Source organism: Bacillus sp. SM2101 (assembly GCF_018588585.1).
Classification (GTDB): domain Bacteria; phylum Bacillota; class Bacilli; order Bacillales; family SM2101; genus Nanhaiella; species Nanhaiella sioensis.
In genome coordinates this window covers 208,994-232,873 of sequence record NZ_JAEUFG010000009.1, presented here as the reverse complement: position 1 = coordinate 232,873, position 23,880 = coordinate 208,994, and the positions used below count along the sequence as shown (strand labels likewise).

Here is a 23,880-nt window from a genome sequence, read left to right as displayed (position 1 = left end):
ACGGTAAGTACCTTGCGCTTCCTTAGTGGTTGGTCGATGTGTACCCCCACAGTGGACTTTCACCACCTAGATAGTTGCCATGCCTGGCACACTAGAAAAAAGAGTACTCAATTTTCATGAGTACTCCAAGAGGGAGGAAAATTTGTGAACATTTACTTATTGTGCGACATGGATGACAAAGTAACAATTATTCAACCATGTTGTTTTTATAGTGTGTCGCATTTGTACAATAATTATGCAAAATAAAGCAGTCATTGAAGAATGAGTTCAAACTTACTTTGTAGCAACATATTCAACTTTAATACACCTATCCATAACAACAGTGTATCCTTTATCATTTAAAAAATGATATGCTTCTTCATTAATAAGTCCTAATTGAGCCCAAAAAACATCAGCATCTATTTCTACAAATTCCTTTGCAACGTCATAAAGTTTCTCTGACCGACGAAATACATTAACGATATCTACATGACCTTCAATCTCTTGAAGAGATTTCACTGCTTTGACACCTAATACTTCATTAACAGTTGGATTGACTGGGATGATTTCATATCCTGCATCCTGCATAACTTTACTAACTTTGTAGGATGTTTTTTCTGGATTGGCAGAGAGACCAACAACCGCAACCCGTTTACTTTTTTTTAAGATTTCTCCCAATTCTTCTCGATTTGGAATTTCAATTGCCATCTAATCATCTCCATGTATTAGTTATATACTTATTGTATCACTATCACCTTAAGCTCAGAAATAGAAATGCTTACGTATTTTAAAACAAATCACTATCCAATCTTATCTATTTACATACAAAGTACAAACCAATGTTACACCTCTTACTTTTGCGTGACTTGGATATGTTTTAACGAGTCAGAAAGGGCAGTCCAAGCACCTTCATTACCAAACGTTCTAGCCCAAGTAGCTATACCTGCCAGCTGATACGAATGTACAATTTGAGCTCTCTTTTGTAATGAATAGTCATTTTCAATCCAAATTTTATACATTGCTTGTTCTTTTTCATCCATATATTCGACGTAGTATTGTCCAGATTTTTCGTCATATGCTGGTTCTAAATTACGTTCATTCATCCACTCAAGGACAAATTCAATAGAATGCGCCTTTGAAGATACTTCTATTTCACCATTATCATTCTCTTTCTCTTCCCATATTCGTGTATATAGTGGGACACCTAAAATTAATCTGTCGTTAGGAATCACTTCTAGTATTCTTTCTAGATTATTTTCCACCCAAGGAAAACTTGCTACACTACCTGCAATAGGTGACGATGCCCAGTGTTCATCATACGCCATAACCATCATATAATCGACAACATCGGCTAGCTTTTCTCTTTCATAAAACTTAGACCAATTCTCACTTTCAGATATAAAAGTAACATCCATGCTTACTACTAGCCCTGCTTCATGCAAGTAAGGTGTTGCTTCTCTTACAAATTGTGTGACGAGTGGTCCATCTTCCAAATTAACATTTTCAATGTCAATGTTGATGCCATCTAGCTCATACATTTGACTGTATTGAAGTATTTGGCGAATAATTTTTTGTCTTGTATCAAAATCTTTAAATGCTTCATGGGTTTTTTCAGGGTCAAAATCGTTAGAAAATACAGCCCATACTTGATAATTACGTTGTTTAGCCCATTCGGAATATGCCGTAGATCCCAAATTTGTAACATCTCCCTCATTATTTTTCAGCGAAAACCAAGTGGGAGAAACTACATTTAAACCGTCCATCTGTGGCATTGTTGATGTATCAGGATTTTTAGAGTACACAGCTTCCCAAGTTAAATTTATAGGCCCATCTATTAACATTCTTTGTTCTGCACGCAAATCTCTCGATAAATTAACCGTCGTCGGTTTGTTTAAACTTATCGAATTCTTTTTAATATACCCTGCAATCCCGTTTTCCTTTCTGATGAAGTAATATTCACTATGATCATCTTTTTCAATAACAATAGATTCATTTCCATCTAACTCCGCAACGTATTTTGACTTAAGAGATGGCTCTACCCTCAATCTTGATTCATGCTCATTTAATTTATCTTTTACAACACCTGTTAACAATGTTTGACCGTGTTTTTGAACAATAATAGCGGATGTTTCATCATTCAGTTTCACTTCTATTGGATATATTTGTAATATTTGATCAATATTAATATAACGATCACCTGCTTCTGTAACTAAAGCAGGTACCTCTAACTTAAATGGTTCTTCATTTATAAAATAAGTTAACGACTCTGAAGGAAGCTGTAAAACTTTATTACTCGTAGTAATAATAATAGAGTTCGAGTTTTCATCAAAAACAATAGAAGAATCTATTTCTTCTTGAATAAATGAAAATGGGAAATAAATTGCGTCATCAACAACATACGCAGTAGACATCATCTCGCCTTCAAAAATAATGTCATTTTCCGCCTGAAAGTATTCAACACTTTCTGTTGAAGGTAATAAATAAATATATAATAAAATACTAGATACTATCATAATTAAAGATATACTTAATCCCATTACAATATAGGGTGTTTTAGTTTTTTTCTCTTTATAGGTTTCAAGCCTTGACATAAAATCCCCTCCTATCGACATATTACGCAATAAATCACAAATTGAAAAGAATAAATTCTTCCTTTCTTATAATTTTTTTTATGTTCATGAAATTGTATGGTGTTTTTAGATAGAAGTGGTAAAATGAAAGAAATAGAAACGTTGTTATCAAAGGAGATTCATAAATGTCAGAAGTAATGATTATTGTAATTGCATATCTATTAGGTTCCATCCCATTTGGGCTTATAGTTGGAAAAATAGGGTATAATATAGACATACGTGAACATGGGAGTGGAAATTTAGGGGGTACTAACACCTTTCGTGTATTGGGGAAAAAAGCTGGGATAATCGTAACTCTGGGTGATATTTTAAAAGGAACGTTAGCTGCACTACTGCCTTTTCTCATTGAAGTTGATATTCACCCACTATTAATCGGATTATTCGCATCAGTCGGTCATATGTTTCCAGTATTTGCAAAGTTTAAAGGTGGTAAAGCAGTAGCGACATCGGGAGGTGTTCTGCTAGGTTATCAGCCGTTGACTTTCTTGTTCGCTGTAATCGTATTCTTTCTTCTTTTGATTATGACAAGATATGTTTCACTCTCCTCTATGCTTGCAGGTGTTTTAACAGTCTTTTATAGCTTTTATACAAAAGATGTTCCGTTAATTATCGTAGTTAGTGTTTTAACAATATTTATTATTTATCGCCATAGAGCTAATATATCGCGACTAATTAATAAAACAGAACCAAAAGCAAAATTATGGTAACGCTTTAAGTCCAATCATACATAACATTTTTTCTCAAAGCTCTTTTCGTAAACATTGTTGTTTTTCACTACAAAATCAAAGCATGATGAGTATAATGTGAACTCAATAATTGTAAAATATAAAGGATGTCACGAGCTATAGATGTATACGTGCTTAAATTTTAGAACGTAAAGCAACAATCATTGTTTCACAACAACATATTACCATTTATAAGGAATTTCTATGTGAAGTTCCTTTTTTTTGTGGAAAAAAGCGACGTAAAATAAAACAATTTTTAATAATTTAGGACAATAGAACATACTTAATTTTTTCAAATTACATAAACTAACCCATCACCAGCGATATGAAAATTTATTTTACCAACCGTACTGAATTTAAATTAGTAGGTTATATATTTAGCAGATACTGATTTAAGCTTTTTCTTTGAACAAAAATGGAGGGAGAAGGTGTGCTAACATTTTTCTTTATTCTTTTAGGAGTATTTTATCTTTGGTTTTATTTATAGGTATGTAATGAGGGGGAATTCCCCCTTAAAATATACTTTATAATTTTTTTGCTAATTAAACATATTCCTAATTATATATTGCATTTTTATTACCTGATTTTATAATAATTGTTATAATTTATGTAAACAAAGAAATAGAGGTAAACATATGATGTATCGGAAAATTTTGTTCGTTTCATTAGGAACAACTGTAACAGTTTGTATATCCATTTTTAGTTGGTTTTTGTTAACATCTATTAATACTCAAAGCGTTCAGGTAGTTGTTAATACTCATCATAATAAAACTCATCACTTGTCCCAAAAAGACTTTACGACTAGCTTAACGATAGGAGCAGTAGGTGATATATTATTGCATAGTACAGTATATAACGATGCTAAAACATCGGATGGTTATGATTTTACACCTATGATGTCCAATGTATTTCCCCTACTAACAAAACCAGATATTACATTTGCAAATCAAGAATCCATGATTGGTGGTAAAGAGTTAGGAATTTCTACTTACCCACGATTTAATAGCCCTTATAACATAGCTGATACTATAAAGGCTGCTGGCGTTGATATTGTTTCTATTGCAAATAACCATACGCTAGATCGTGGAGAACGTGCCGTATTAAATGCTACTGCTTACTATGATAAAATCAATATGGCTTATGTTGGGGGATATCGTAGTAATCAAGATAAAGAACAACCACGTATACTTGTAAATAATAAGATATCAGTAGGTTTTCTTGCCTATACATATGGAACGAATGGCTTACCTATACCTAAAGGAAAGGAATACTTGGTTAATGTAATAAATGTTACAAAGATTAAAGAGGATATTAAAAAATTGAGGGCGGATGTAGATGTCATCGTTGTAAGTATGCATTGGGGAAATGAATATGAACGGTTCCCGTCTTTTCAACAGCAAGAACTTGCTCATTTACTAGCAAATGAAGGGGCAGACATTATTATAGGTCATCATCCACATGTACTACAGCCAATCGAGTGGATTGAAAGAGATGATAGCTCTAAGAGTATAGTCGTTTATTCTCTAGGTAACTTTCTGTCAGGACAATATAATGACTATAAAGATATAGGAGGATTATTTGAAATAACTGTAACGAAAAGTTTTTCAGGTAATGTAAATGAAATACACTTAGACAATCCAACATTTACTCCTACATATGTATCGAATCAATATCAAAGTAATTTCGAAACACATATTTTAAGTGAACTGATTAGTTCCAACAATGACCATCTATATGAGCAAATGTATAATGATACAATGGAACATATGTATCAATGGCTAGATGAACAACCTTAGCATAATATTTCATAGTAATAATAGGCTCTTTTGTATTTGTATTTATACAACATTACGATAGTAAAAAGAATTTTTGGATACTTATCAATGGATACTTATCATCATATTATAGAAAAGATGCCACGAAACTATTGTTGAATGCTTGCAAGGTAGCCGTATCGGAAGGTGAGGCTGGATCTCACCTCCCTTCTAAGGAAATATTTGAAGCTAGACATTATATAAAAAGACGCTTTTGTTTAGAACGAGAAGCAACAACCATTACGAAAACAGCTTAATAAAAAAGACGATCTGAAAGTAAAAAAACTTGAAATTTTCTTTCAGACGTAACGGCTGTCTCAATAGTATATGTGGTGGCTATGGGATGCCTTTTCTTCATGTTATTGTAAAAGCTTTGTCAATTAACTAATATTTCTCTAATCCATTCCGACATAAAATATAATTATCGTTGATTTTTTACCTTTTCATATGCTTCATGCCATTCAGGAAAATATTTAGCTATACTGATTGGGCGGAAAGAATCTTTTTTTACACACACATGCTTCGTCGTGCCACATACAGCTAACTGGCTTTCGGAATTGGTAATTTCGTAGCCATACACAACTCTCAACCCATCATATTCTTCAACCCAAGTTGTAATTTCTGCAATTTCTCCATAACGTATTGGCTTTTTATACGAAACATGTGCTTCAAGAACTGGACACAAAATTCCATCATCCTCCATTGCTGCATAGGAAAATCCTAAATCTTGAATATACTTTGTTCTGCCTACTTCCATCCATGTTAAATAATTTGCATGATTAACAACCCCCATTTGATCTGTCTCAGCATAACGAACTTCTATTTTTTTCTTTGATTTTAACAACCTTAATTCCCCCTATGAATTATAATGCTATTTTTATAATTTTAATTGTTAGGCTCTTTTCGTAAACTTATGTTACTACTTTACTTGAAATAGCAATATGATGAGTTTTATGAGTACTTAAAAATTTTAAAAGTAGAAAATGCCACCAACGCTACAAGAATGCGTGTTTAAATTTTAGAACAAATTGCAATAATCAATAAGAGAACAGCCCATTGTTATTTTACATGAAGAGAAGAGCAAGTAAAATATCGTACTTATAAAAACACTACACCATATATGTGAAATAAGCATGAATAAAGTTGAGTCTCTGTAAAAATGTCTATATTTATTTTTAGAAAAAGTATGTTCAAACAACAGTTACAGAATCACTATTTTCACAACAACCTCATTAAACAATAAAAGACATGAGCCCGGTTATTCCCGAAATCATGTCTTAAATGTGACTTAATTGTAGCTTTAAAGTCTTCTAGGTTGGCCTTTGGGGAGAATATTACTTATAACCGTTTTCACGGTCTTGAGCTTCATCTTTAATTTCTTCTCTCATCGCTGCAATGCTTTCTTCTCTACGTTGATTTTTTGCCTCGATTTGCTCTCGTTCTTCATCACTAGCAAATTCCATCGTATCATGTGCTTCCTCAATATTTTCAATCGTATTTTGCACCATATCTTGTAACTTTTCTACATTATCACTACGATCATCAGGCTTTGGTCTATTAGTCAATACTAACCCTCCAATACAAATTGTATATTGTACATCACTAGTGTGTTTCAAACCTCTTGAAATTATGATTAGAAGTCCGTTAAAAAAATCAATGAAATTGCTTTTGTTAATTACATATGAATGACTGATGTGTATGGTATGTTTTTCTAGCGTCTAGAGAAGAAAAGATGCACCGAACGTTTAGTATATTCATGTATTACTCTTTAACGGACAGCAATGTTTAGATGTAAGTTTCAAGTTAATTCATAGGCTTTTTTCAATATTGTTAATGTTTAAAAGTAATACACCTACACTTTAACAAAGTGGCACTTTTTCAACTTTATATTGATAATGAACTAACAAAATACCCTCGATATGGTAAAGGTTAATAAATAAATTCTAGTAAAAAAAGCTAGAAGCGATTTCATGCCTCTAACTTATTTATGACTATGACAACTTTTGCTATAGGAGAATACATACAAATATTGAACCTTCTTATAATTAACTAATTACTAAGGGCTCTAAAGCACAATATTTAATAACTTCATTCACCTTTTGTTTGAATGACATCTGGTTTGTCACCAGATTGATCTTGCATTTTTTTCCCTTTATTACCACCGAAGCCTCTAGGCTGAGTTCCGATATGATTTGGTGTATAATGACTACGTTTATCATTAAACTGTTTTGCCATGTATAACCCCCCCTTTTCATCATTTATTATGGTCAAGTTGACCTTATTCATGTATGAAAGGAGCAAATGTTTTCATCTGTAAAACTATTGGATTTTTCTGATCATTTTCTGTTCAAGCTTTAATTCAATTCTCTCTAGTGCCTCTTGATCTTTTAATAATTCTTTTTTATTTTCTCGTACCAATTCCTCAAAAGTAACTTTTTTAATTTTTCGCAATTTTCTCACCATCCTTTATATATTATTTTAACGTTAGTATTACCCAATAAACGTATAAATTATTACAACTTTTCGAAAAATCATTATTATACAAACACAAAAAAAGAAACTATCTTTGATAAGTTTCTTTTCCTCACTTTTCACATTTGGCTTTTTTTGCAAAGATTGTTGTTCATTCAAAAATATTAATACTAAGTCGATTAACAATAGTGACATCTTTGCTACTATTGCAAATATTGAGCTCTCTTAAAACTCCATAATGTCCTTTTACCATTATATATAACAACAAAGTTTATAAAAAAAGCCTTACATTTTGTAGCATACATCCTACAAACGTTTATTTTCTTTATGAATTAGCAAAACATCGTTTCTAATTCATATCATCAACAAACTTTTCCATCTTTTCATAAGACAGTTGACCCACAAACTTATTTCTAATTATCCCATTACTATCAATAAAATACGTAGTAGGGATTGATAATACTTGAAAAATCCTATTTGCCTGATCATCTTCATCTAACAGAACAGGAAAAGTCATTTCATATTCATTCACAAAACTCTCAACATCATATTCTGGATCAACATTTACCGCTAAGATCACAACATCAGAGCCGTATTTTTCATGAAATAACTGAAAATCAGGTATCTCTTCTTTACATGGTGGACACCAAGTTGCCCAATAGTTCACTATTACTTTTTTTCCCTGTAGATCAGAGAGCTTAATTGATTCTCCAGTTAATGTAGGTAATTCAAAATCAGGAGCCTTATTTCCTACTGCAATACCTTCAACAGCAGCTTCTGCGTTACTAGTTTTTTCATCAACATCAACGATATCAGTACCATTTCCAACATGTTTGGCAACTTCTTCAATGCTACCATCTTTCCCAGCAGATACTACTTGCCAAATACTTACTCCAATAAAACCGATTATTAAGATCCCAGCTATTATTTTTTTCATTCCAACGCTCCTTAAATACCATGGTGAAAAATCATGTAACGTTATATTGTTTATTATAATTGTTTATATGTAATAATAATATTTCTCTTTATAAACATTTTATGACAAGCTCTATTCACACACTTAGTTGCTTTTTTCCTTACATAGAGTCACTGATGTATATTATAGAGCTTTTATAGTCTTTAGTGAAGAAAAGGTGCCTCGAACGTTAATGATATTTGTGTTTAAATTAAATCTTATTACGAAAAGCAATTATAAATGTGGACATTGCCGTTAACTAAGCCTCTTTGCTTACACTTTGTTGCAATTTTTCTTACTATAACTCACCGATGTATATTATAGAGATTTTATAGTCTTTAGTGAAGGAAAGATGCCTCGAACGTTAATGATATTTGTGTTTAAATCTTATTACGAAAAGCAATTATCAATGTGGATATTGTCGTTAACTAAGGCTCTTTTCTTACACTTTGTTGCTTATTTTCCTTACATAGAGTCACTGATCTATATTATAGTACTTTTATAGTCTTTAGTGAAGAAAAGGTGCCCGAACGTTAACGATACTAAAGACAGCTATCAATACCGAAATAGTCTTTAACAAGGCTCTTTGCGTAAGCATTATTGCTTTTTCCACTTACATTTAGTTACTAATCTATATTATAGAATTTTTATTATGTTATAAACGTGCTTAGATCTTATTATTAAAAAACAATATATGTGTAAACTGTAAAAATAACCTTACAAAAAAGCGTCAAAAATCAACGCTTTTATTGTAAGTAATTCTAATGTTAATGATTTGACGGCTCAGCAACTTTCACTAATAATTTGCCTAAGTTTGTACCTTTAAATAAGCCAATAAATGCTTCAGGTGTATTCTCAAACCCTTCGATAATCGTTTCTTCATATGTTAATTTTCCTTCTTTTAACCATTGTGCTAATTGTAGAACCCCTTCGCTTGCACGATGTGCATAATCACCTACTAGAAACCCTTTCATTAAGGTGCGGTTTTTAATTAAAGTAGTTTGAATGCGAGGTCCAATGTCTTCTTGCAAATTATATGCAGAAATCGCTCCACACACTGGGATGCGTGAATGTACATTTAAATGTTTAAATACTTCATCAGACACATTTCCTCCAACATTTTCAAAGTAGACATCTACCCCATTAGCACATGCGCTTGCTAATTCATCTTTGAAATGTTCACTCTTATAGTTTATAGCTTCATCAAATTTAAGTTCATTTACTAGGTAGTCGATTTTATCTTGAGAACCTGCTATCCCAACTGTACGAGCGCCTTTGATCTTCGCAATCTGCCCAACGATCATTCCAACAGCCCCTGCAGCCCCCGATACAACAACAGTCTCCCCTTCTTTCGGTTCACCAATATCCAGTAAACCAAAATATGCGGTTAAGCCAGTCATACCGAGAATTCCTAACGCAGTCGAAATTGGTGCAAGGGATGGATCAATTTTCTGGAGCTCTGATTCATGGACAACTTGATTTCTAGCCCATTTCTGAAAACCTACAACGATATCCCCTTTTATCAATTTCTCTGACTTTGATTCCATTACTTCACTAATAACACCACCGACGATTGGTTGATGAAGTTCATATGGGGCAGCATAAGACTTCCCTTCCCTCATTCTTCCTCTCATATATGGATCTACAGATAAGTATAAAGTTTTTAAAAGAACTTCCCCAGAATTGAGAGCGGGTAAATTAATTTCTACAAAATTAAAGTTATCATTGTTTGGAACACCTTGCGGCCTTGAAGCTAGTTGAATTTCTTCACTACGCATATTTGAATCTCCTTTCTCTTTCTATACTACAAACTACCCTACACCGTTAGATTATATACTAAACTGTTCTAAACAAAAAAGAAGTTGATTTCATCATAACAATAAAAATATTGAACGTAATAAATTTGGCAGTTAGACTATATTATCTGACCAAGTGTGTTGATAAACAAACAGGTAGTTGTCCCTTTTTCTTCTACTATTCAAACTAATTGATTTATATACGATTTTTACCTATTGCTAGATACTTTTAACAGGGTTGTCATTATATTAATTATAATTGATACTCCTACAATAAGGTCATTTTGATGTCCTTCCTTTTAAGCTAAAAAGCTGTTAAGAGTTTAAGTACTGTATCATAAACAGCTATATAAAGAAAAAGGGCCAGACCTTTATACTATATTATGCAAAAATGTTGGTATACTCCCTTTCACATTATATAGAATTAGTCAGACCCTTTTTAACTTACTTAATATATTCTAAATTATCCGTGTAATTTGTCACGAAGAACCATTTGTAAAATACCACCGTGGCGATAGTAGTCAATTTCAACTTCACTATCAAATCTCACAAGTACTTCGAATTCTTTTTGATTACCCGCTTCATCAGTAGCTGTCACTTTTACATGGTCTCGTGGGCTTACAGATTCATCGATAGCAACTTCGATTGTTTCTTTCCCTGTTAACCCTAAGCTTTCAGCACTTTCACCTTGTTTAAACTGTAGTGGTAGAACACCCATAAGAACAAGGTTACTACGATGAATACGTTCAAAGCTTTCAGCAATAACAGTTTTGATTCCTAGAAGGTTCGTTCCTTTTGCAGCCCAGTCACGTGAACTTCCCATTCCATAGTCATTGCCAGCTAATACAACAAGTCCTGTATCATCTTCCTTATACTTCATACATGCTTCATATATTGACATGATCTCGCCAGTTGGCCAATGAGTTGTCCAACCGCCTTCTGTACCTGGAGCGATTTGGTTACGTATTCTAATATTAGCAAATGTACCTCTTGTCATCACTCGGTCATTTCCACGTCGAGAACCGTAAGAGTTAAAGTCTCGTGGCGTTACACCTTGTTCTTGTAGATATTTACCAGCAGGAGTATCTTTACCAATTGACCCTGCAGGTGAAATATGGTCTGTTGTGACAGAGTCTCCAAATTTAGCAACTACACGTAAGCCTTTTAAGTCTTGTACTGTACCTGGCTCTTTTGACAACCCTTCAAAGAACGGTGGATTTTGAATATAAGTAGAATCTTCATCCCAACTATACAATGCTTCTTCAGAAGTCTCTATTTCATTCCAACGCTCATTGTCATCAAATACTTGTTCGTATTCTTTTCTAAACAATTCTGGTGTAACAGTTTGATTAACAACTTCTTTTACTTCTTCCATAGTTGGCCAAATTTCGTTCATGTAAACGTCGTTACCGTCTTTATCTTTTCCAATTACATCTTTTTGCAATTCAATATCAACAGTACCTGCAAGAGCGTAAGCAACAACTAATGGAGGTGATGCTAAGTAATTTCCTTTGACTAAAGGATGAATACGGCCTTCAAAATTTCGATTACCAGAAAGTACTGAAGTAACTAATAAATCATTTTTCGCAACTGCTTCTTCAATTTCCTCTGCCAATGGACCTGAGTTACCGATACATGTTGTACAACCATAACCTACTACGTTAAAACCAAGTTGCTCTAAGTATGGGAGTAAACCAGCATCTTTAAGGTATCCAGTAACAACTTTAGAGCCAGGAGCTAATGATGTTTTTACATATTCAGGAACTTGCAAGCCCTTTTCAACTGCTTTTTTCGCTACTAATCCAGCTCCCACTAAAACATATGGATTTGAAGTATTCGTACAAGATGTGATAGCAGCAATCGCAATCGCACCAGTTTCCATCGTTGTCTCATTACCGTTAGCTAATTTGACAGCTACTTTTTTATCAAATTCAGCTTTATCTAACCCAAATCCTTGGTTGCCAGCTTCTGCTGTTAAAGCTGTATTAAATGCTTCCTTCATTTTAGTAAGTGGTATTAAATCTTGTGGACGTTTTGGTCCTGATAGGTTTGCTTCTATTGCTGATAAGTTTATCTCAACCACATCAGTAAAGATAGGATCTTCTGCATCAGCTGTAAAGAACATACCATTAGCTTTACAGTAAGCTTCAACAACTTTCACTTGTTCTTCTGAACGTCCTGTTAAACGCATATATTCAAGCGCTTCCTCATCAACTGGGAAGAAACCACAAGTTGCCCCGTATTCTGGAGCCATATTAGAAATTGTCGCACGATCTGCAAGTGGTAATTCAGCAACACCTGGTCCATAAAACTCAACAAATTTTCCTACAACTCCTTTAGCACGAAGTACTTGAGTTACTTTTAATGCTAAATCAGTCGCTGTAGTGCCATTCGGTAAAGCTCCTGTTAGCTTCACACCAATGACTTCTGGAACTGGAAAATAAGATGGTTGTCCTAGCATACCTGCCTCTGCTTCTATACCACCAACACCCCAGCCTAGAACTCCTATACCATTGATCATTGTCGTATGTGAATCCGTACCTACAAGTGAATCAGGATAAGCTATAAATTCCCCATTCTCCTCTTCAACCGCTTGAACAACATTTGCTAAATACTCTAAATTTACTTGGTGAACGATACCAGTAGCTGGTGGTACAGCACGATAATTATCAAAAGATTTTTGAGCCCAGCTTAAAAATTTATAACGCTCTGCATTTCGCTCAAATTCTAAGTCCATGTTAAAGTTTAACGCATCTGCACTACCTGCTTTATCAACCTGTACAGAGTGATCAATTACTAAATCTACTGGAATTTCAGGGTTAATTTTATCTGGATCTCCACCCATATCTGCCATAGCTTTACGCAGTGACGCTAAATCAACGACAGCTGGTACTCCTGTGAAATCCTGTAAAATAACACGTGATGGCTTAAAAGGTACATCTATGGCTTTTATATCCTTAGTACCCCATTTAGCTAAATTTTCCACATGATCTTTTGTAATTACTCGACCGTCAACTTGACGTAAAACTGATTCCAACAAAACTTTAATAGAATATGGTAGGCGAGTAATGTTACCTAATTTTTGTAAAGAACTTAATTGAAAATAATTATACTTTTTTCCATTAACCTCAAATGAAGAACGTGCTTGAAAAACGTCTTGCTTTGTCATTTGTCCTTCCCCCTGTGTCGAAATTTTAAGAATGTAGTCTCAAAAAACATTCTGAGCGCACATTAATTTGAACATATTATTAATATGTTCAATAATTAGTTGAGAGTATTATCGAAAAATATCATTTTTTCTCCCAATTCTAAATTACTTCTCATCCATCTTAATACAAGGAAGATTATAAGTAAATATCAATAATGTTATTGAAAATGATAAGTTTCCCTTATTATACATATTTTTTCCCTTGCAAATAAAAAATAGTAGTGTATGCAATTTATCAACAAAAATTGTAATTATAAAGATGATGGAGGTGAAGAAATGGGCAAACGTAAAGCAAACCATGTCATCCCTGGTATGAATGATGCAAAATCACAAGGAATGGGTGCGGGTTATAATGAAGAAATGCAAAATGAGCCATTGACTGCTGAGCAAAGAGCAAACAATAAGAAGAGAAAGAAAAATCAATAAAAGATACCAAACCTTTTCGTAAATTTTGATCATGATTAATGCACGAACCTTGTTTTATATAACATTACATCATAAAAATATTCTGAACAAAGTTTCAAGGACAAGTGCCATTTCGCAAGAATACACCGCTTCTCTTGTGAAATGGTTATTTCATTATTACATTAAATAAGTTCAACTCACATCAATTGAATCTAGAAAATTTCAAGAAACACGAAATTAACATGATGAAGACAAAAAAACCTGCTCAGGCAGGTTTAAGGTGTATTATTGATTTCATTTACAATCGTGTGTAAATCTTGCTGAAATTGCTCTAGTTTCGGCTTTTGGTTTTCAGAGGCAACTTCAAGTGCATTATTTATTTGTTCGTAAGCTTCATTTATTTCATTAGATAAATGTTTTAATTCAGATCCATAATCCGCACGATTCTCTACGATATTATTGTATACGTCCCTAACTTCCTCTGTACCTTGTTGTGCAGCTTGAAAAGCTTGCTGTTTATTTTTTTGATAAGGCACTTAATGTCAACTCCTTCAAATAGATGGAACTTTCTTAGCTAGTATAGACAAAGCTTTTCATATCTATTCATTGAATAAAAAAAAACTATACTGTCATCCTAAAAAAGAAGGAGGAGATTTATCCATGGATGAAAATAATACTAAAGGAATTCGTAAAAATGCTCCTGATGGTGAAAACCCTGGTCAGCCTGAGCCATTAGACGGATCGAAAAAAGTAAAAAATCATAACCATACGAGACAGAAGCATAATAAAGGACATGATATGTAAAAAATCATGAAATCCTATGTAATATATCAACTATTACATTTGCCTCTTCTACAGTCACAGTTCTAAAATCTAGTACGACCTTACCTTTATTAATTCTAGTAACAATGCTCGGTGTGCTCCTTCTTAACTGTTGTGATAGCTGTTGAGACGATTTGCTATGGTGCTCTACTGTTACAACATATGTGGGGAGAGTAACTCCTGGCATTGTTCCTCCGCCAATTTCGGATTCATCTTTTAATAAAGCGAACTTATAATCATTTGTTTTGGTGTTAACCGATTCTATAAAATGCTCAGAACGTTGTTTAATCGCTTCGGTCGTTTCCAATATATCTCGCAATGTTGGGATCTCAAGTATATTACCTTTCAAGTATGATAAAAGTGTATCTTCAAGTGCTGCAAAAGTCATTTTATCAACTCTTAAGACTCGTGCAAGCTGATGTTTTTTTAACAGATCAATAAGAGGCTTTTTCCCAACAATTATTCCTGCTTGAGGACCCCCTAATAATTTATCACCACTAAAAGATACTAAGTCAACTCCTTGTTTAAGGATGTCTCTTACTACAGGCTCATTCCCAATGTCATTTTTCTGAAAATCGAATAAACTCCCACTACCTAGATCTTCATAAAATATCATGTCTTGATGCTTTTCTTTAAGCTGTACAAGATTTTGTGTAGGTACTGTTTTAGTAAATCCAATCGTTTTAAAGTTACTCGTATGCACCTTCATGATCATCGCAGTTTGCTCATTAATTACTTCTTCATAATCGTGTAGATGAGTTTTGTTTGTCGTCCCAACTTCCTTAAGGGATACTCCACTCTCCTCCATAATAGCTGAGATTCGAAATGAACCCCCGATCTCTACAAGCTGCCCTCTGGACACAATGACCTCTCGATCCTTTGCTAATGCTCTTAATACTAAAAATACAGCAGCGGCATTATTATTGACAACCATCGCAGCCTCAGCACCTGTCACTTTACTAATAATGTTCTCAATGATGTCATGCCGAGAACCCCTGGTGCCCGAATCAAGGTCAAATTCTAAATTGGAATAGTTTGATGCAATTTCTGCTACTCTCTTTACAGCTGAATCACTTAAGCGGGCTCTCCCTAAGTTTGTATGTAGGATTACTCCCGTAGCATTAACTACCTTTTGTAAATGATATTCAGACATTGACTGTAGTTTAGCTTTAACTTTAGAAAATATATGATCAATCATGGAGGCCTGCCCATGAAATTGAATGATATATTCATTAGATAAAAGCTGTTCTCTCAATTGATTCACTTCGGTTTGAATAACTTGAGTCAACGTTGGCTCGTCTATATTAAACTCTAATAACATAGTAAAAAATTGATTGTTTTTTTGCAATATATGTATTGGTGGTATTTGTCTTAATAAATCAATTCTCATGAAATCTTCCCCAGTCCATTTTTTATCAATTATTTTTAACCATTTTAATTGTTGACACCTTTTTCGTTCAATCATCATATCATATCCAATAGTATATTTCTGGAGGATAATTCAAATGGTTAATAACAAATATCCTAAAGCGATGCAAATCCAGTGTATTGAAGATTGGATGGAGCAATTTTTTCATGACTCTTTCTATCAAATAATTGACGAGCAACAATTTAGAGTTGATTTATTTGAGACTGAACATGAATATATAGTGGAAGCAGAATTACCAAATGTGAACAAACAGCATATTAATATAACTAGACACAATAATGAGGTTTCAATTATCGTTAACAAAGATGAGCAAGAGGTAGTTGAAAGAAACGTGACTCTTCCATTTTCTATTGAATCGAAAGAAATGAAAGCACTGTTTCATAATGACATTTTAGAAATTTATATTAGTAAAGAAGCTAAAACAAATGTTCAAACACAACATATTAACATACAGTAATATCCTATTCATCTTCTACAGTATTTCGTAGAAAATTTGACCGCAAAAATAAGCATCAGTCACAAGCTGTGAACAGATGCTTTTTAAATTGCTCTGATTGCTTTATAAGTGTACCGCTACCGAGATAAATGGGCTATTTTGCAACCTCGGTCAGGTGAAATAAAGTCTCCACATCATACACCAATGTTTATGTTATTTTGAACATGTTCACATCTTATTCCATTTATTCTTTTTGCTCAATCATATTTATAATTTCATTGGGATCCGGATGTTCACCAGTTTCAAGTTTTGAATAAATCTTCTCACCATTAACTGAAACTTCGAAAGCACCACCTGAACTTGGAATAAGCTCAAGACTTGTTATTTTAGAATAAAAATGAGAAAACAACTTCTCTGCGAAACTCGCAGCTCTAGGTGCATAGTTTCACTGCATACAAAATTCTACGGATACTTTGTAATTTTTCACAACTATTCCTCCAGTACTAAATTAATTATTTCAGCATATGCCTAAGTAACATGGGATAGCAAATATTTTGCAACCACTTTTATTGTAGTACATCCATTATTATATCGTAAAGTTACTTAAACTATTGGTTTTTTTTTATTGTCAGTCTATACTTTTATTAACGGAGGTGAAGATGATGAGTGAACATGAAAAAATCCGTTTAACTGCGTTATCAACAAAAGCTGGTTGAGGCTGTAAAATTGGTCCACAAGACCTAGCGCAAGTTTTGCGCTATTTACCTGAACAAAAGAATAATCCAAACCTTCTGGTCGGACATGAAACATCCGATGATGCAGGAGCCTACAAAGTAACTGATGAACTAGCATTAGTACAAACTTTAGATTACTTTACTCCAATCGTTGACGATCCATATATGTTTGGTCAAATTGCAGCTGCGAATGCATTGAGCGACCTATATGCGATGGGAGCTACGCCAAAAACAGCATTAAACATTGTCGGTTTCCCAATCAAAAAACTAGGGGCAGAAATTCTAGCACAAATCTTAAAGGGAGCTGCTGATAAGGTAGCAGAAGCAGATGCACTAATTATTGGTGGGCATTCCATTGATGATCAAGAGCCTAAATTTGGGTTATCCGTTACTGGCTTTGTTCATCCGAATAAAATATGGAAAAATATTGGTGCTACAGCTGGAGACGTATTAGTGATTACGAAACCACTCGGTGTAGGAGTTTTAACAACTGGCATTAAACGCGATAAAACTACACTCGAACAGACAAAACAAGTTACAGCCATCATGGCTCAGTTGAACAAGTTGGCAGCTGATTTGTTACAAAAATATACACCAAGTGCTGTTACTGATATAACGGGATTCGGATTACTTGGACATGCAAGTGAAATGGCACGAGGAAGCAATGTAAGTATGTTAATTGATTACTCGAAAACACCTCTATTAGACGGTGCACATAAGCTAGCACAAAATGGAGTAATACCAGGAGGCTCAAAAGCCAATCATAAGTGGCTAAAACAATTTGTCGCATATGGTACGAACATCACTGAAACTGAACAGTTACTATTATGTGATGCCATTACTTCGGGTGGGCTCTTTATAAGTATGCCTATAAACGAAGCAAAATCGTATGTAGAAGAGCTACATAATAATGGTCTTGAAGACGCAGCCATTATCGGGCGTGTAATAGAAAAAGAAGATCAGTTTATATACGTTCAGTAAGTTTTTACTTTAATTGAACGTATATACGAGAAATAATGGTTAAACCATTACAAACTAAGTTGTTCACAAGCCATGAAATGATTATAGCAAAAGGTCCAAAATGTAGAAGCAGCGGGAATCTATTCTGAACCGCTGCTTCTTATTTGAACCCATACTCTGTTAGAGTCTTCTCTCATTGTATATTTTAATTTATCAATCAGTTCAAGTAATGGTACTAAATACTTCCTAGATAGTTGTAGAACATCTTTAGCGTCTTTAAGCTCAAACTGTTTCGGAAAATGTGAGCGTAGCTTTGTAATAGCTTCTTGTAACGCTATAAAATGAATATAGTATTTATCACTCATACGTACTAGTTTTCCAGTAGATATCAAATAATTTCTTAGTTCTTCAGCTTCCCTATCGGGTAATCCTGATTGTTTTACATATTCTGCCCAAGACAGAACTGTGATTCCGTCCTTTCGGATCGTTTGAATCATATTCTCCATTCGTTTTGACCATTGTTTAGGATAACTAGGAGTAAAGCAACGCATTGAGATAAATTGCTCTTTCTTAATAAATATATCTTGATCAGACGTTTGATTAAGTACAAAATCAAGCACTTGTGTTGGATATTTGGTAGAAAAGTGTTGAAGTAATTCCGCTTTGTTGATTCCTGTTCTTAATGGATAACGAACATGGTAAGTATGTAAATATGATTTCATCTCTTCAATTATATTAAGGATAATAGCATTTAGAGTAACTTGGTTCTTTTTAATAACAACAAACTCTGGATGTAAGACCAATTCACCTACCAGGCGTTCGTCAATCGAACTACGCTTATTAATGTCAGGTATGGAAATGATACCAGCTTGTTCGATCATATCTAGTAAACGTTCTTTCGGAGTCCCTTTCATTTTGCTATGCAACATAGATACTGTATCTTTGCCAAATCGGTATTTCTGACCATTAGGGTCAATTACCCATCCCCCACCAATTGTTTCTACTGGAGTAGGCCTACGAATGATAAAACGATCTCCTCTTGTCACAACCGTAGACTCTGCTAAACGGAGTTGACAGAGAATTTCCGCATGATCTTCATCACTATTAACCTCATTACGATCAAAGAAGACAATTTTCGCCATTATTTCAGCTGTTCCAATGTGGCATTTTACTAGAGACCTTTGTTTTAGTGTGTGCTTAACATGCTTACTAAGTGAAAGTGCAATATCAATCGTATTAGTTACTAAATAAGATTCTGAAGAAGAAACTAACACATCACCACGCTTCACTTCATCACGTAAAGACGATACATTTATAGCTATTCTTTGTCCAGCCCAAGCTTCATCTACTGGTTTGCTATGCATTTGCATTTGCCTTATATTTACTCTTTGGTTTGAAGGTAGTATCGTTACTTGCTCATCTTCCCGCACAGACCCATCAAAAACTGTTCCTCTTACGACTGTGCCTTGACCTTTTAACGTAAAAACTTGGTCGATTGGCAAGCGAAATGCATGTCTTGTATTTCGTGGAGAGATAGTCCGTAATAGTTTAAGTAATACCTCTTTAAGCTCATCTATTCCCTTGTTTGACAAACTATCAACTAAAAGGGCTGGAGCATATTCAAAAACTGTCCCTTGTAACTCTGACTGAATATCTTCTTTAACGAGTTCAAGCATTTCGTCATCTACTGTATCTATTTTCGAAATTGCAATAACTCCATGTTTAATTCCTAAAAAAGATAATATTTCTAGGTGTTCCTTCGTTTGTGGCATGACACCTTCATCGGCTGCAATTACAATAACAACAACATCTATGCCAGCCACTCCTGAAATCATCTGCCTAATAAACCGTTCGTGACCAGGACAATCAATGATTGAGGCCAACATGTTTTCATGAAGGTGCAAAGGTGCAAAACCTAACTCTATAGTAATCTTGCGCTCCTTCTCCTCTTTCAATCTGTCAGTATCTACATTTGTCAACGCTTTCGTTAAAGCTGTTTTTCCGTGATCTATATGACCAGCTAAGCCGATCGTATAATGCTGCTCTGTCATGTAACATCACCTGCAACTCAATCACAATATTACATTGTAATTTCTCTTTGTATGATTTTTAAAACTGATGAAGTAAAAACCTATTCTATGCACCTTTTAGATAGCTATTGGCGAAAAAACTACTAATCACACCATCTTAAAGGCATAATTTTTGAGTGTCAGAACTCGAATACTTGATATATGCCATGACATTTTATTACGCAATGGTAGCTGCTTGTTCTTCTATTGCCCTTTGCATATCTTGGTTAGTTGCACGTTTTTCAACTTCATCTAGTAGATCATGAATCTTGTTTTCAAAATACTGTACTTCTTCTTCTGTTAAGGCATTCTTCATTTTTTCTGTTAGCCCATCAACCTGCTCTTTCTCTGCTTCAGTTAGATGCTTTGCTAATCCTCGCATGAAAAGACCTCCGTTAATTTATCAGTACTGCTATTATATCATAAAAACCTTTAACCGTTAGATCATTCATGCGACTACATTAACCTTTTTTTAACACGTTCAAGTCCATCCACTTTTGTTCTCTCTGTTTTAATTTCTCGATGTAATAATATATTTTCAGCTGCCATTCCTGATAATATTGAAATACCGACTAAATCTGTAACATTACACGGTGAAAATAAATATGTTGTGGCTAATATTGCAGCCACTGAACCTATTAAAAAATCCGCAATAAAACCAACATCATAACCTTTTGGCTGTGTCCTTTTTTTGGGGAAGATGAGAACTCTTTTATTACGAATGAGATGGGCAATAATTCCCGTAACTCCCCCTACTATCGCCGAAATTAACACGGTTTCAAGTAGCATTTCTCACCTCAACCTCCTTTTAGTTGTAAAAGCACTAAAATTCCATTTAACTTCCTTTACAATTTTACAAAACCTAAGCATGTGACTGCATAGATAGCAGTTAATAAAGAGTTAATTCGATATTCAATTGCATAATATAGGTTTGATAGAAATTGGAAGCAATAGTTTTAATAGTGGGTAGATATTTTAATAAATATATTGGGGATTGAATTTATTGGAGTAATAAAAGTAAAGTAGATCTTATTTTTCTTAATTTTCAGTCTTTTTCAAACGTTTCTAAAGCTTGTTCACTGTCCTTTAATAGGCTATATTATTATTTATTATCATAACATATATATAAACATTATTTTCCTTTTTTATCTTATAATTATAAAAATAGGAATATGTACTTGCATAACTCTTGTTTTACTATAGTATTCAAGTACTAGTGTATATATTGTTGGAACAAATACCTTAATTAACATCCTTCAATTAATCACTAGTATTATTATTAATATATAATTATCAGGTTCCTTGAGTTAATCTATTAACCATTAAATTAATATATGCAAAAAATTTCTCTTGCCGATATTATGTAGTGAATTGTATAATGTTACTCGTAAATTACTATTAATAATCTAAACTTTATCAATGTGGGGCTGGGTGTACATCTGGTGAGTGCCACGGTCTTCAAAACCGTTTGAGAGGCGCGTGTCGTCTTTGGTGGGTTCGATTCCCATGCAGTCCCGCCAATACACATTACGGCATAAGGGTTTCTAGTGATTAAAGAAAGACTGGTATGATCATCCGTAATGAAAAACCGTTACAGTCTGGCGATGAAACTGTCCGCTTTCAAAAATTGAAAGGGGCTATTTTTATGCGTAAAAAAACTATTACGAGAAGATACAATCGCGACAATTCCTCAAGAGAACGCGTAGATTTATCGATGTCAATGAGCGAGATGTTCGAACAATTTATGTATCTCAAGAAAGCCGAAGGACTCACAAATAGAACTATCGACGAATACTACATTCACTACGAATATTTTATGCGGTATGCTGAAACTGATCTTCCACGCGAGGAAATGACGACAGAATTATTTTGCAGCTGGATTGCGCACATGATTGAGGAGATGGAACTAGCGCCAGTTTATATTAATATTCGAGTCAGAACTATGAGGGTATTTGTGCGCTATGCGTACGAAGAAAAAGGTTGGATAGACGAGCCGGTACATAAACGGTTTAAACCAATTAAAGCGCCGATAGACATAATAGAAGCATATACAAGTGAGGAAGTTAAGTGAATGATAGGTGTGATTGATGATTAAGTATATACCTCGCTGTAAAGGACGAAACTCATGCCGATTTAGACGATGTTTTTACACTTTGCGTTTTTAATCCTCGTATGATTGTTGACTTTCATTTTAAAGCCGGCGAAGAATGCGGTTAAGGATAAAACTTCGCCTTGCTGAACTAGCAATTGACTCCGTTTAATTATGGACGGGGATTTTTTACTTCTCAGGACGGAAATTACCGCATACATTTGAAAAAACTAATTAACAAAGGAGGTCGGTACAAAGATGTTTGCCTATGTAACGAATTTAAGCGATGGTACTGTCTCTGTTATAGACACTAAAACCCATTGCGTGATTGCTACGGTGCAAGTCGGTGCAAACCCTCGAGATATATCCTTCACTCCTGATGGTAAGCTCGCTTATGTAACTAATAGCGGTGATGTTACTGTTTCCGTTATTGACACGAAAACCCATTCTATTATTGCTAATGTTCAAGTAGGTGCGGCTCCAACTTCCGTTGAAATTACACCTGACGGTAAGCTCGCTTATGTGACGAGACGAGGAGATACTATAGTTTCTGTCATTGATGTGAAAACGCACAGTGTGATTACTACTGTGGATGTTGGTGATGGCCCATTTTTTATTTCAGTTACACCCGACGGAAAACTGGTTTATGTGACAAATTCGGCCGCACCGGGTACTGTATCCGCTATTGATGTTAAAACGCACTCTGTTATTGCGACTATAAATGTTGATGGATTTCCACAAGATGTCAAATTTACACCTGATGGGAAACTTGCTTATGTAGCTGGCTCTAATGGAAATAACCCTTCTATTGTCTCCGTTATTGATACAAAAACACACTCCGTAATTGCTTCTGTTACTATAGGACTTATGGCGTTTAAAATTGCGTTTACAACAAACGGCAAGCTCGCTTATATAACTAACGCTGGAACTGGCCCTCAAGCAAGTAACTCCGTTTCCGTCATTGATGTAAAGACGCATAATGTGATTGCAACAATTCAGGTTGGTGGCATTCCGTTTGATGTCGCTATAACACCGGATGGAAAACTCGCTTATGTTTCTGTTGCCGGTAGCAATAATAATAATACTATCAGTGTTATAGATACTAAAACACACTCTATCATTTCTAACATAATTACTGGTTTTGTAATCGGCACCGCCCTTTTTATAGCTTTGTCCCCTGATGGAAAATTAGCGTATTTCCCAAACACAATTGGCATGGGTATAGTTACAGCTGTTGACGTTAAGACTCACTCTATCATTGCCTCCATACCAGTAGGTTCGGAACCCCTCATTATTGCCTTCACACCGAATTAACCCCGCTCATTTGAACGGGGCTTTTTTGCGGAGGTATTCACCG

General features: G+C 34.4%; 23 protein-coding genes and 1 tRNA gene. 9 read left to right on the top strand and 15 right to left on the bottom strand.

Features of this window, described 5'->3' with window-relative positions; translation table 11 throughout:
* Positions 1-273: 273 nt before the first annotated feature.
* On the bottom strand, positions 274-687 hold the full coding sequence (locus JM172_RS11310) for a CoA-binding protein (protein WP_214482404.1): 414 nt from the start codon (positions 685-687) through the stop codon (positions 274-276).
* Between the two features lie 143 nt (positions 688-830).
* Complete coding sequence (locus JM172_RS11305) at positions 831-2,570, bottom strand: glycosyl hydrolase family 18 protein (RefSeq protein WP_214482403.1); 1,740 nt, start codon at positions 2,568-2,570, stop codon at positions 831-833.
* Positions 2,571-2,734: 164 nt separating this feature from the next.
* Here JM172_RS11305 and plsY point away from each other — a divergent pair, with 164 nt between their 5' ends.
* Complete coding sequence (gene plsY / locus JM172_RS11300; protein WP_214482402.1) at positions 2,735-3,316, top strand: glycerol-3-phosphate 1-O-acyltransferase PlsY; 582 nt, start codon at positions 2,735-2,737, stop codon at positions 3,314-3,316.
* A 653-nt stretch (positions 3,317-3,969) separates the two neighbouring features.
* Positions 3,970-5,130 carry a CapA family protein gene (locus tag JM172_RS11295; protein WP_214482401.1) on the top strand — a complete coding sequence of 387 codons (1,161 nt, stop codon included), beginning with the start codon at positions 3,970-3,972 and terminating at the stop codon, positions 5,128-5,130.
* A gap of 439 nt (positions 5,131-5,569) precedes the next feature.
* Here JM172_RS11295 and JM172_RS11290 read toward each other — a convergent pair whose 3' ends face one another.
* From JM172_RS11290 to acnA, 7 genes are all read right to left on the bottom strand, one after another.
* Complete coding sequence (locus JM172_RS11290; protein ID WP_214482400.1) at positions 5,570-5,992, bottom strand: acyl-CoA thioesterase; 423 nt, start codon at positions 5,990-5,992, stop codon at positions 5,570-5,572.
* Between the two features lie 490 nt (positions 5,993-6,482).
* Positions 6,483-6,713, bottom strand: a complete 231-nt coding sequence (gene tlp, locus JM172_RS11285; protein ID WP_214482399.1) for a small acid-soluble spore protein Tlp — start codon at positions 6,711-6,713, stop codon at positions 6,483-6,485.
* A 523-nt stretch (positions 6,714-7,236) separates the two neighbouring features.
* Entirely contained in the window at positions 7,237-7,383 is a 147-nt protein-coding gene (locus tag JM172_RS11280) for an acid-soluble spore protein N (protein ID WP_214482398.1), read from the bottom strand.
* 84 nt (positions 7,384-7,467) lie between these two features.
* Complete coding sequence (locus JM172_RS11275; RefSeq protein WP_410629344.1) at positions 7,468-7,608, bottom strand: FbpB family small basic protein; 141 nt, start codon at positions 7,606-7,608, stop codon at positions 7,468-7,470.
* 361 nt (positions 7,609-7,969) lie between these two features.
* Entirely contained in the window at positions 7,970-8,557 is a 588-nt protein-coding gene (locus JM172_RS11270; protein ID WP_214482396.1) for a TlpA family protein disulfide reductase, read from the bottom strand.
* A 785-nt stretch (positions 8,558-9,342) separates the two neighbouring features.
* Positions 9,343-10,353, bottom strand: a complete 1,011-nt coding sequence (locus tag JM172_RS11265; RefSeq protein WP_214482395.1) for an NADP-dependent oxidoreductase — start codon at positions 10,351-10,353, stop codon at positions 9,343-9,345.
* A gap of 481 nt (positions 10,354-10,834) precedes the next feature.
* The gene (acnA, locus tag JM172_RS11260) at positions 10,835-13,540 is read right to left on the bottom strand and encodes an aconitate hydratase AcnA (protein ID WP_214482394.1); all 2,706 of its coding nucleotides are present in this window, start codon (positions 13,538-13,540) and stop codon (positions 10,835-10,837) included.
* A 315-nt stretch (positions 13,541-13,855) separates the two neighbouring features.
* Here acnA and sspO point away from each other — a divergent pair, with 315 nt between their 5' ends.
* Positions 13,856-14,005 carry a small acid-soluble spore protein O gene (sspO, locus tag JM172_RS11255; protein WP_214482393.1) on the top strand — a complete coding sequence of 50 codons (150 nt, stop codon included), beginning with the start codon at positions 13,856-13,858 and terminating at the stop codon, positions 14,003-14,005.
* A gap of 254 nt (positions 14,006-14,259) precedes the next feature.
* On the opposite strand, the gene JM172_RS11250 is transcribed toward sspO, so the two are convergent.
* Complete coding sequence (locus JM172_RS11250) at positions 14,260-14,520, bottom strand: hypothetical protein (protein WP_214482392.1); 261 nt, start codon at positions 14,518-14,520, stop codon at positions 14,260-14,262.
* A 124-nt stretch (positions 14,521-14,644) separates the two neighbouring features.
* Here JM172_RS11250 and JM172_RS11245 point away from each other — a divergent pair, with 124 nt between their 5' ends.
* The gene (locus JM172_RS11245) at positions 14,645-14,788 is read left to right on the top strand and encodes a small acid-soluble spore protein P (RefSeq protein ID WP_214482391.1); all 144 of its coding nucleotides are present in this window, start codon (positions 14,645-14,647) and stop codon (positions 14,786-14,788) included.
* A gap of 4 nt (positions 14,789-14,792) precedes the next feature.
* Here the strand turns inward: JM172_RS11245 and selA are convergent, their stop codons facing one another.
* Positions 14,793-16,271: an L-seryl-tRNA(Sec) selenium transferase gene (selA, locus tag JM172_RS11240; RefSeq protein ID WP_352223325.1), complete on the bottom strand. Its 1,479-nt coding sequence runs from the start codon at positions 16,269-16,271 to the stop codon at positions 14,793-14,795.
* 40 nt (positions 16,272-16,311) lie between these two features.
* Here selA and JM172_RS11235 point away from each other — a divergent pair, with 40 nt between their 5' ends.
* Positions 16,312-16,692, top strand: a complete 381-nt coding sequence (locus JM172_RS11235) for an Hsp20/alpha crystallin family protein (protein ID WP_214482390.1) — start codon at positions 16,312-16,314, stop codon at positions 16,690-16,692.
* Between the two features lie 223 nt (positions 16,693-16,915).
* On the opposite strand, the gene JM172_RS11230 is transcribed toward JM172_RS11235, so the two are convergent.
* Positions 16,916-17,125, bottom strand: a complete 210-nt coding sequence (locus JM172_RS11230) for an Rdx family protein (protein WP_410629504.1) — start codon at positions 17,123-17,125, stop codon at positions 16,916-16,918.
* A gap of 208 nt (positions 17,126-17,333) precedes the next feature.
* On the opposite strand from JM172_RS11230, the gene selD reads away from it, so the two are divergent.
* Complete coding sequence (gene selD / locus JM172_RS11225) at positions 17,334-18,386, top strand: selenide, water dikinase SelD (RefSeq protein WP_214482388.1); 1,053 nt, start codon at positions 17,334-17,336, stop codon at positions 18,384-18,386.
* A 119-nt stretch (positions 18,387-18,505) separates the two neighbouring features.
* Here selD and selB read toward each other — a convergent pair whose 3' ends face one another.
* From selB to JM172_RS11210, 3 genes are all read right to left on the bottom strand, one after another.
* Positions 18,506-20,416 carry a selenocysteine-specific translation elongation factor gene (gene selB / locus JM172_RS11220; RefSeq protein WP_214482387.1) on the bottom strand — a complete coding sequence of 637 codons (1,911 nt, stop codon included), beginning with the start codon at positions 20,414-20,416 and terminating at the stop codon, positions 18,506-18,508.
* 196 nt (positions 20,417-20,612) lie between these two features.
* On the bottom strand, positions 20,613-20,816 hold the full coding sequence (locus JM172_RS11215) for a hypothetical protein (protein ID WP_214482386.1): 204 nt from the start codon (positions 20,814-20,816) through the stop codon (positions 20,613-20,615).
* Positions 20,817-20,890: 74 nt separating this feature from the next.
* Positions 20,891-21,223 carry a DUF4257 domain-containing protein gene (locus JM172_RS11210; RefSeq protein ID WP_214482385.1) on the bottom strand — a complete coding sequence of 111 codons (333 nt, stop codon included), beginning with the start codon at positions 21,221-21,223 and terminating at the stop codon, positions 20,891-20,893.
* Positions 21,224-21,857: 634 nt separating this feature from the next.
* Here JM172_RS11210 and JM172_RS11205 point away from each other — a divergent pair.
* The 3 genes from JM172_RS11205 (at position 21,858) to JM172_RS11195 (ending at position 23,837) form a co-directional block, all read left to right on the top strand.
* Positions 21,858-21,954, top strand: a tRNA-Sec gene (locus JM172_RS11205).
* 296 nt (positions 21,955-22,250) lie between these two features.
* Positions 22,251-22,505, top strand: a complete 255-nt coding sequence (locus JM172_RS25645; protein WP_483297252.1) for a hypothetical protein — start codon at positions 22,251-22,253, stop codon at positions 22,503-22,505.
* 276 nt (positions 22,506-22,781) lie between these two features.
* Positions 22,782-23,837 (top strand): cytochrome D1 domain-containing protein, encoded by a 1,056-nt coding sequence (locus JM172_RS11195; protein ID WP_214482383.1) that lies wholly within the window; start codon positions 22,782-22,784, stop codon positions 23,835-23,837.
* Positions 23,838-23,880 lie beyond the last annotated feature (43 nt).

Coding starts and splice junctions, on each gene's coding strand:
- JM172_RS11310 (WP_214482404.1), bottom strand. CDS start 687: ATGGCAATTGAAATTCCAAATCGAGAAGAATTGGGAGAAATCTTAAAA.
- JM172_RS11305 (WP_214482403.1), bottom strand. CDS start 2,570: ATGTCAAGGCTTGAAACCTATAAAGAGAAAAAAACTAAAACACCCTAT.
- plsY (WP_214482402.1), top strand. CDS start 2,735: ATGTCAGAAGTAATGATTATTGTAATTGCATATCTATTAGGTTCCATC.
- JM172_RS11295 (WP_214482401.1), top strand. CDS start 3,970: ATGATGTATCGGAAAATTTTGTTCGTTTCATTAGGAACAACTGTAACA.
- JM172_RS11280 (WP_214482398.1), bottom strand. CDS start 7,383: ATGGCAAAACAGTTTAATGATAAACGTAGTCATTATACACCAAATCAT.
- JM172_RS11270 (WP_214482396.1), bottom strand. CDS start 8,557: ATGAAAAAAATAATAGCTGGGATCTTAATAATCGGTTTTATTGGAGTA.
- JM172_RS11265 (WP_214482395.1), bottom strand. CDS start 10,353: ATGCGTAGTGAAGAAATTCAACTAGCTTCAAGGCCGCAAGGTGTTCCA.
- acnA (WP_214482394.1), bottom strand. CDS start 13,540: ATGACAAAGCAAGACGTTTTTCAAGCACGTTCTTCATTTGAGGTTAAT.
- sspO (WP_214482393.1), top strand. CDS start 13,856: ATGGGCAAACGTAAAGCAAACCATGTCATCCCTGGTATGAATGATGCA.
- JM172_RS11245 (WP_214482391.1), top strand. CDS start 14,645: ATGGATGAAAATAATACTAAAGGAATTCGTAAAAATGCTCCTGATGGT.
- selA (WP_352223325.1), bottom strand. CDS start 16,271: ATGATTGAACGAAAAAGGTGTCAACAATTAAAATGGTTAAAAATAATT.
- JM172_RS11235 (WP_214482390.1), top strand. CDS start 16,312: ATGGTTAATAACAAATATCCTAAAGCGATGCAAATCCAGTGTATTGAA.
- selB (WP_214482387.1), bottom strand. CDS start 20,416: ATGACAGAGCAGCATTATACGATCGGCTTAGCTGGTCATATAGATCAC.
- JM172_RS11215 (WP_214482386.1), bottom strand. CDS start 20,816: ATGCGAGGATTAGCAAAGCATCTAACTGAAGCAGAGAAAGAGCAGGTT.
- JM172_RS11210 (WP_214482385.1), bottom strand. CDS start 21,223: ATGCTACTTGAAACCGTGTTAATTTCGGCGATAGTAGGGGGAGTTACG.
- JM172_RS25645 (WP_483297252.1), top strand. CDS start 22,251: ATGCGGTATGCTGAAACTGATCTTCCACGCGAGGAAATGACGACAGAA.
- JM172_RS11195 (WP_214482383.1), top strand. CDS start 22,782: ATGTTTGCCTATGTAACGAATTTAAGCGATGGTACTGTCTCTGTTATA.